The organism is Methylibium sp. (assembly GCF_013817365.1).
Taxonomy (GTDB): domain Bacteria; phylum Pseudomonadota; class Gammaproteobacteria; order Burkholderiales; family Burkholderiaceae_C; genus Methylibium.
In genome coordinates this window covers 1-6,987 of sequence record NZ_JACDCU010000205.1, presented here as the reverse complement: position 1 = coordinate 6,987, position 6,987 = coordinate 1, and the positions used below count along the sequence as shown (strand labels likewise).

The window sequence follows — 6,987 nt, the reverse complement described above, 5'->3', positions numbered from 1 at the left end:
CTCTGCGATCGCCTCGGCCATCGCATGCGCGATGCGCGGGTCCATCGCCGGCACGCCGTAGCGGCGCACGTGCTCCGCGACCACGTCGACCACCGCCGTGGCGATGTCCGCGAAGTCCGCGCGGCCGGTGCACCAGGTTGCCGCGATCGCGGCGCAGAGTGCATTGTGGAGGGGGGCGACGGCCGGTGCCGGCGCAGGCTGGTCAGAGACCATGGGGTGAAGTCCCAGGCAAGGCACGCCGCGCACGATCGCGGCGATGCTGATTGCTCGACCCCCCCCATCACCCTAGAAGGCGTTCAGCCGTTGCGGGTGAAGTCCGCGACGGGGGGCAACCGGGCCGCTGGCATTGCGCCGCGCCTGGTCCTAGGGGTCACCGCCGGGCAAACGGCGGTGGCCTCTCGCCTCATCCCATAAGAACCGAAACCGAGTCCGTCCAGGGGAAGGTACCGATTTCGGGCCGTCACTGGCCAATTCTCCACAAACGATGCAAGCCGTTGGAATGACGCGCCTTCGACTTACGTCTAAAAAACATAATGTATATCGTCAGACGCACGTTACCGCAAACAATGGTATTGCGCGCGTTTGCCGCGTAGACTCATGCGTGGATTTAGGCTTTACGCATCGACGTAACTTTTCAGCGTCCGCCCTCGTGCTCGCCAAGATACCGCGCCACCGCTGGCGCTCCAATGGGCTGACGACGACCGGCCGTTACGGCGGGATGCGGGTCTGGATGCAATGCTCCTGGTGCCGGCAGATCGATTGCAGCGACCACCGCCGCCGCGATTTGCAGCCGTGCTGCGGCCCGCCGCGTCTGATCGAACCGCCGCGGCCGGCGCGCTGGGTTCGAACGTTCCCGCAGCTGCCACCCGAGCCACCAGGGGGCTTCCCACGGCTCAGTATCGAATGAGGCCCTTGCGGGTGGCGCGACTCCGTTCGGGTGCGACAACGAATCCATGCGCCTGACCCCATCGGCCGTGGCCTTCGCATCGCTCGCCGCGCTCTCTCTGATCGGCGTCGGCATTGAGCTGGTCGAGCACCTGGTCGACGAGCCCGCGCCGATTGAAGTCGAGCTGCCGATCGCGCCGCCGCCGCCGCCGCCCGGCGAAGCGAGCGCCGTCATCCTCGACCGCTGAGACAGGGGGCTCTGCCCCGGCGCTGCGCGCCTCCCCGGATGGGGAACATCCCGAAGGTGAAATCGGCTCAGCCAAAGAAGAACCCCGCGGGAGAACCCGCGGGGTCTTCGGTCTGTTCACCGCCGGGCATCACCCCGGTAGCGCTGGCGACTATCGCGCGCGGCGCTCGCGTGCAAGCACGCCGGGCATCCGATCCTGATCGCGACGACGCTGGCGCGCGACCTTGAGCACGCGCCGGTCAAGCGTGCGATCCGGCACCCGCGGCTCGGCCGGCGGCAGGTCGGCCGGCACTCGCGTGCCAGGCATCCGAAACTTGCTCATCGCTTGCCCTTTTTCTTCGGCGCGTTCTTCGGCGCTGCGCGCTTCGGCGCGCTCGCGACAGCGGGCACTGGCGTCGGCGCCGACGCTTCGCCGCCCTCGCGTCGCAGCAGCTCGCCAACGGCCGCGGCCACCAGCTCGTGATCGGTGCCAGACTGAGCGATCGCGCGCAGAGCGCGGGTCGAGGTCGGAAGATTCATGGTTTGATTCCTTGAGATTGAGCGGATTTCCTCAGCCGGCGCTTCGCTTGCTGATGCCGCGCCAGCTCGACGCCCCCCAGCGACAGCCCGCCCAGCAGGTAGGCGATAGCATAGCCAATCGCGGCGCCGGACGGCCCGCCGGCTGCGCCGCCCACGACGGCGCCGACTGGCGCAGCTTTCGCAGCCGCAGCGCGATCGAATCCGATCTTCGCGCAGCCGCCGATCGACAGCAGCAGCAGCAGCAGCAGCAGCAGCCATATTCCATTGGCTACTCGTCGCGCGCCTTGTCTTCCAAGCTCGCCAGCCGCTTGTGGTGCCAGAAGAGGAGCAGCAGATAGAGCGCGTCGCGCGGCAGCTCGAGCACGTCCGCCAAGTGCGACAGCGAATCCGGGTCCAGCATGCATGATCACCGTCCGACGAGGCGCGCGAAGCCGCGCCCGGCGAGCTTGCCGGCGACGGGTGCGACGGCCGCGCGGTTGAGCCAGAGCATGTAGCCGACGCCGATCGCGGCGAGGACGGCCCAGTTGCCCAGCCCGAGCCCGGCGATGCCCATGCCCACACCCTTGACGGCGGTTGCGACGACGGTTTGCGGTAGATCCCGCACCGCCATCACCGCGCGCTCGATTGCTTCCCAGCGCGCGATTGCCGCGTACGAATCTTCAATGGCGCGCTGTCCAGCTTCTAGCTGCCGCGCAAGAAAGCCGCTCCACGCCGAATCGAATTCGGCAACAATCGCGTTCCAGCTCTCCACCAGGTCGACGGGCGCGAGCTGGTCAAGCGCAGTGAACGGCGCGACGACTTTGATTTTTCCGGCGCTCGCCGGCATGGCGACCACGCCAGCGTCAAGCACGGCCAGCAGCTTGTCGGTCGGCACGATGCCGAGCGGCGCCAGCCTATCCCTGGTGAGCTTGCGCAGAGACGCCGCGAACGCGCGATTGAGCGGCCCCATGCGCGAGAGCGGATCGGCGGGTGGCGCCGATGAAACCGGCACGCGCATCGACCAATCGGCTTGCTCGACGTACATGGCGAAGCGGAAGCCCGGCATGCGCAGCAGCGGCGCCAGCGCCGCATGCGTCGCCGCCAGCAGCACGCCGCGATGCTTCAGCGCGCTCCCATTGCCCGACAATTCAAGCTGGCCCGGATCGACCGCGTCCATGGCCTTGGCGAGCGCCAGCTCATTGAGCGAGACGGATTCGCGCAGCCCGTTTTCACGCAGGAAGGCGAACCACTTCACTGATGCCTGCGCGTAGTCCATCAGCCGCCAGTTGCGATCAGCTGCGCCGAGAGAAGGCCCCAAACCGAAACGGCCGCCGTTAGGTTCAGGTCGACGCCGTGGCCGGCCGGAAGCCAGATGCGATCATTCCGCATAACATGAATTCCATCCGTCGAATACAGGAACACCCGCGTTCCGCCGGCAGCAGTCGTTTGCAGAAAAGCGGCCTGCGCGACGCCTGCGCCGGCGCACCGCAGTTGCGCGAAGTTAATGTACGCACCGCCGACGTTCGTTGCGTTCGTGAGTAAATTCGTAATCCCGGTGGTCGACGTTGTGAAATAGACCGACTGCGCGGTTATCTTAGGTGCGCCAATCATGGCATTCTCACAAAGGCTTGTAGCTGATGGACGTCAGTGCACGTCCGATATATCGGAGAACGATGTCATTCGATGCGATCTTCAGCGCATACGGAAGAACCGTCTGCTCACCATTGCCGCAAAACAGCTGGCATATGTTGTTCATCTGAATCTGCGCGAAGGCGTTGTTTCCGCCCTCCGAGCATAGCGTCAACTGCGTGATGATCGCGCCATTCGGGATCAACGCCGCCGCGACGATGGTCTGATTTGTCGTCGTTGCCACGACCGCGTCCCACTGAGCGTTTGCCGTCGCCTCGGTGTTTTGCTGATTAACCTGGATGATAGATGCTGCGTCGACAATCAAACGGTCGTCGCGCAGCTCGCCGCCAACGTAGGCGTAACCGGACACCGTCAGATCGGCGGCGCCATCGTTGAAGATGCGCAGCGTCGTCCACGGCAGTTCGCCGGCCGAGCGCTGCCACGCCATCCCCTTTGCAAACGAAACGATTTCGCTGCCGTCGATTTGAACGGAAAGTGACGAGCTATCGGTTAATGCCGTGATGCGGAAGCCATCGAAGGTGGAGCTAACCACCAGGTCGGACTTGCCGCCGGCGATGGTGCGCGAAAAGCGGCGAAGTCCGGGTTGCATTAGCGTTTCCTCAGGACGACGACGGCGATGATGACGACGCCGGCGACCATGGCGATGATTGCCGGGGTCGACAGTTTCGAGACCGCGGACGGCATAGCCTCGCGACGATTGTCCGCCAACAGCGGGATCAGGTCGCGGAAGCTGCCGCCGCCGCTGTCGCGCGCGCCGCCGACTTCGTTCGGTTCCGTCGTCGTCGTAATGCTGAAGGTCGAGCCCTCGGCCAGCACGATTGACCCGTTATCCGTAACCTGTTTTTCAGAATTATCGGTGATCTTCGTCCCGCTGTCCGTCGTATTCGCGACCGATGTGCGCTTCTTATTGCCGCCGACAAACAGCGCGACCGGCTTCGGGCCGGTGTAGCAGCTCGTGGGGGAGATTGGATTCCGGCGCATGGTCTACCTCCGCAGCGCGACAAACGCGATCACGCCGACTGCGAGCAACGCCGCGCCGACGATGATCAGCGTCGGACTGGCTGACTTCGAATTGCCGCCGCCAGTCTGGATGTCGCCGCCGCCGACCGTGGTACCGATCAGCCCCTGGTACGACTTCGCGCTGCCGCTGGTGGTCAGCGTGTCGGCCGGCATCGCGCCGGACGCCGTGATCGAGCTGAGAGCGCCGAGCGCTTGCCCGGCGACCTGGGAATAGGGATTGGCGCTGGCGAGACCGCCCAGCGCACCGGCTGCGCCGGCACCGCCACCGCCGCCAGCTGGCGCGGCACCGCCGCCCAGCGCGGCGCCGTTGCCGTACGACGCGGCGAGCGCCGTCATCATGCTGTCTGCGCCCATGGGGCGCCTCAGCCCTTCCGCGTCGCCCAGTAGACCGTGGCGCCTGCCACGAGCACCAGGACGACCATGCCAGTCTTCGTCCGCGCGAACGCAATCGCCTTGTCCAGCGCGCCAGTCGGTCGCGCCAGAGCATCGGGACCATCGTGCGCGATTGCCGGCGCCTGCGTTTCCACCGAGCGCGGCGCGGCCGGCACGATCGCGGCCGGAGCCACGCCGGGCGGCAACAGCCGATCTGCCGCCGACGGATCGACACGGCCGGCGACGTACGTCTGAAGCTGGTCAGCGCCGGACGATACGGCAGCGCCGGCTGCGTTGCTCGCGATTGCGCTGAGATTATCCCAGAGGCCCATGGCGTGTCCCTTAGCGCCTCAGCGCGCGTACTGTTCGACGGTCTTGGCGATGATCACGACGGCGCCGGCCGGATCGACGCTGAAGGTCAGCGCGTTGCGGAGGTCGCCGCCGAGCGGCAGCGCGTGCGAATGACGATGCATGCGCGTGAGGTCGACGTGACACCAGATCGCGTTCGGAATCTTTTCGTACTCGCGCAGCTCGTGATCGAGGAATTTCTTCGGGCTGTCCATGATCATGACGTTGCCCAGCTCAACCTTGACGTTGGACACGTTCGCATTCTTGACGTGCAGCGCGGCGAGCGCCTGACGGTCGCTCAGCTTGATGCCGTCCCAGATGTGCTCGGATGCACCGCTGAAGGTCGGGGAGTAGCGGCGCCAGCTATGGTACTGGCCCAGCGGCTCATTGGCGAGAACGGTGCCCTGGCACTCGACCTTGTCGACGATCGCGCCAGCGGTCGCGCTCCATTGCAGCTCGATTTCGAGCGCATCCACGTCGAGGGTGCCGAAAACGGGATCGTCTTCGCCTTCGATGGTGCGCGCGTCGAGCTGCCCGAAGCGGATCGGCACGATGCCAGAGTTGGCGGTCAGCGCGCGATCGAAGCCGGTTAGGTCCATCCATTCAAGGCCGGTCACGTCGATGAACGTGCGACCGTTCAAGCGGACGACGACGCGGGCGAGATGAGTGTCGATGTTCGCATCAGTCACGACGGCGCCAGCCAGCGTGAGCAGCAGATCGACTTGCTTGTAGGCGTGGCCGTTCCGGCCGACCGGAAGCGAGATGATCGTAGTCCCGTTGTTGTCGGGATCCCTGCCGCTCTGGATCGGGAAGGTGAGACGGCGAGGGGTTGCGATGAGCATTTGAATTCTCCGCGGGCTGAAGCCGCGTCAGGCGTGGACGGAGGTACGGCTTAAGCCGTGAGCTTCTTGGCGAGGATGCCGGCGAGGAACGAGCCAGCAGTCGCAGCGGCGACCATGATCAGGATGGACTTCATCGGGTGCCCTTTCGTGGAGCGGTTCGCGCCAGCATAGGGTCAATTCGGCCCTATTTGCAAGCCCTGGTTTCACCGCTGTTTCCCTCTTCTCAAGTCAACGCCGCATCCGTATGGTAGGGCGCGAGACTCTAGCGCGGCAGGGTCAGCATCCGACGCCGCGCGCCGCCGCAGCTCTCAACCTCGATGAATTGATGCCGCGGAAGCGATGCCGCTTCGATCAACCGCGGCTCGGCAAATTGGTCCGCCAGCTCGCGCGCATCGCTCAGCGATTGCCGGAAGACAAACGCTCGCGCGCATTGAGCCCGCAGGCTCGGCAGGACCATCGTCGCGCGCAGCGCCGACAGGTACGCGACGTGCCCCTGATGTCTGCTCTCGGTGGTCAGCCAGTCGAAGCGCGCATCCCGCCCGAGCATCCGCGCGCTTTCATCGATGAAGAGCGCGCACCGCTGCGAGCGCTTCGCCAAGTCGAGCACGTGCTCCGCGTCGCGAGCGAAGCGGACGCGCGTCGGATCGTTCGGCCATCCGTGATCGCGGCGCGGATCGAGGATCAGCACGCCATCGCCGCGCGCATGGTGCAGCTTCGCCAGCCAGTGAAGGAGCGTCGACTTCCCCGACTTCGTGATGCCCAGCACTAACGCATGGTCGAGGCTCACGCCGCCATCCGCTCCTCCCGCGCCTCAGCGCCGATCCGGCGCGATGCGCGCCGATCGCGCCACCAGAGCCATGCGCCGACGCACTTGCGTTTCGACCAGTCGACGAAGCGCGCGAGACGGCCGCGCGTTTCTTCGTTCGACGCGTACGCGGTCGCCGCGATGCCGCCGGTTGCGAGCGCGAGCCCTGCCCACGGTCCCATAACTTCCATGCCGTAGCGATTCAGGACGCGCGTCCAGCCGGCGGTCAGCGCCTCGGCGCGGCCCTCGACCTGGTCGACGCCGGGGCCGAGCGCGTTGCGCATGATCAGGAGCTGCGTCAGCGCCAGGAGGGACGCCGT

Annotated in this window: 14 protein-coding genes; 1 reads left to right on the top strand and 13 read right to left on the bottom strand. The window is 66.1% G+C overall.

The window, feature by feature from the left end; genetic code table 11:
* On the bottom strand, positions 1-213 hold a 213-nt coding region (locus H0W38_RS13085; RefSeq protein ID WP_292454708.1), incomplete at its 3' end, for a hypothetical protein.
* A gap of 740 nt (positions 214-953) precedes the next feature.
* On the opposite strand from H0W38_RS13085, the gene H0W38_RS13080 reads away from it, so the two are divergent.
* Positions 954-1,133, top strand: a complete 180-nt coding sequence (locus H0W38_RS13080) for a hypothetical protein (protein WP_292454707.1) — start codon at positions 954-956, stop codon at positions 1,131-1,133.
* A gap of 150 nt (positions 1,134-1,283) precedes the next feature.
* Here H0W38_RS13080 and H0W38_RS13075 read toward each other — a convergent pair whose 3' ends face one another.
* The 12 genes from H0W38_RS13075 to H0W38_RS13020 all read right to left on the bottom strand — a co-directional run.
* On the bottom strand, positions 1,284-1,454 hold the full coding sequence (locus H0W38_RS13075) for a hypothetical protein (RefSeq protein WP_292454704.1): 171 nt from the start codon (positions 1,452-1,454) through the stop codon (positions 1,284-1,286).
* The gene (locus H0W38_RS13070; protein ID WP_292454701.1) at positions 1,451-1,651 is read right to left on the bottom strand and encodes a hypothetical protein; all 201 of its coding nucleotides are present in this window, start codon (positions 1,649-1,651) and stop codon (positions 1,451-1,453) included. Before H0W38_RS13070 ends, H0W38_RS13075 begins: the two co-directional genes overlap by 4 nt.
* Positions 1,652-1,919: 268 nt before the next feature.
* Entirely contained in the window at positions 1,920-2,051 is a 132-nt protein-coding gene (locus H0W38_RS13065; RefSeq protein WP_292454699.1) for a hypothetical protein, read from the bottom strand.
* 6 nt (positions 2,052-2,057) lie between these two features.
* Entirely contained in the window at positions 2,058-2,906 is an 849-nt protein-coding gene (locus tag H0W38_RS13060; RefSeq protein ID WP_292454697.1) for a hypothetical protein, read from the bottom strand.
* Positions 2,906-3,241, bottom strand: a complete 336-nt coding sequence (locus H0W38_RS13055; RefSeq protein WP_292454696.1) for a hypothetical protein — start codon at positions 3,239-3,241, stop codon at positions 2,906-2,908. The genes H0W38_RS13060 and H0W38_RS13055 overlap by 1 nt, the downstream gene beginning before the upstream one ends.
* A 7-nt stretch (positions 3,242-3,248) precedes the next feature.
* Complete coding sequence (locus H0W38_RS13050) at positions 3,249-3,869, bottom strand: hypothetical protein (protein ID WP_292454693.1); 621 nt, start codon at positions 3,867-3,869, stop codon at positions 3,249-3,251.
* The gene (locus H0W38_RS13045) at positions 3,869-4,261 is read right to left on the bottom strand and encodes a hypothetical protein (RefSeq protein WP_292454691.1); all 393 of its coding nucleotides are present in this window, start codon (positions 4,259-4,261) and stop codon (positions 3,869-3,871) included. Before H0W38_RS13045 ends, H0W38_RS13050 begins: the two co-directional genes overlap by 1 nt.
* Positions 4,262-4,264: 3 nt before the next feature.
* Positions 4,265-4,639, bottom strand: a complete 375-nt coding sequence (locus H0W38_RS13040) for a hypothetical protein (protein WP_292454689.1) — start codon at positions 4,637-4,639, stop codon at positions 4,265-4,267.
* Between the two features lie 23 nt (positions 4,640-4,662).
* Positions 4,663-5,004: a hypothetical protein gene (locus tag H0W38_RS13035; RefSeq protein ID WP_292454687.1), complete on the bottom strand. Its 342-nt coding sequence runs from the start codon at positions 5,002-5,004 to the stop codon at positions 4,663-4,665.
* An 18-nt stretch (positions 5,005-5,022) separates the two neighbouring features.
* A complete protein-coding gene (locus tag H0W38_RS13030) occupies positions 5,023-5,862 on the bottom strand; it encodes a major capsid protein P2 (protein WP_292454684.1) in 840 nt (279 codons plus the stop codon).
* 262 nt (positions 5,863-6,124) lie between these two features.
* Entirely contained in the window at positions 6,125-6,649 is a 525-nt protein-coding gene (locus tag H0W38_RS13025; RefSeq protein ID WP_292454681.1) for a hypothetical protein, read from the bottom strand.
* On the bottom strand, positions 6,646-6,987 hold a 342-nt coding region (locus H0W38_RS13020), incomplete at its 5' end, for a hypothetical protein (RefSeq protein ID WP_292454678.1). The genes H0W38_RS13025 and H0W38_RS13020, both read right to left, overlap by 4 nt.

Excerpts from the sequence above, each read along its gene's own strand:
- H0W38_RS13080 (WP_292454707.1), top strand. The coding sequence starts at position 954 with ATGCGCCTGACCCCATCGGCCGTGGCCTTCGCATCGCTCGCCGCGCTC.
- H0W38_RS13030 (WP_292454684.1), bottom strand. The coding sequence starts at position 5,862 with ATGCTCATCGCAACCCCTCGCCGTCTCACCTTCCCGATCCAGAGCGGC.
- H0W38_RS13075 (WP_292454704.1), bottom strand. The coding sequence starts at position 1,454 with ATGAGCAAGTTTCGGATGCCTGGCACGCGAGTGCCGGCCGACCTGCCG.
- H0W38_RS13045 (WP_292454691.1), bottom strand. The coding sequence starts at position 4,261 with ATGCGCCGGAATCCAATCTCCCCCACGAGCTGCTACACCGGCCCGAAG.
- H0W38_RS13060 (WP_292454697.1), bottom strand. The coding sequence starts at position 2,906 with ATGGACTACGCGCAGGCATCAGTGAAGTGGTTCGCCTTCCTGCGTGAA.
- H0W38_RS13070 (WP_292454701.1), bottom strand. The coding sequence starts at position 1,651 with ATGAATCTTCCGACCTCGACCCGCGCTCTGCGCGCGATCGCTCAGTCT.
- H0W38_RS13055 (WP_292454696.1), bottom strand. The coding sequence starts at position 3,241 with ATGATTGGCGCACCTAAGATAACCGCGCAGTCGGTCTATTTCACAACG.
- H0W38_RS13050 (WP_292454693.1), bottom strand. The coding sequence starts at position 3,869 with ATGCAACCCGGACTTCGCCGCTTTTCGCGCACCATCGCCGGCGGCAAG.
- H0W38_RS13035 (WP_292454687.1), bottom strand. The coding sequence starts at position 5,004 with ATGGGCCTCTGGGATAATCTCAGCGCAATCGCGAGCAACGCAGCCGGC.
- H0W38_RS13040 (WP_292454689.1), bottom strand. The coding sequence starts at position 4,639 with ATGATGACGGCGCTCGCCGCGTCGTACGGCAACGGCGCCGCGCTGGGC.
- H0W38_RS13065 (WP_292454699.1), bottom strand. The coding sequence starts at position 2,051 with ATGCTGGACCCGGATTCGCTGTCGCACTTGGCGGACGTGCTCGAGCTG.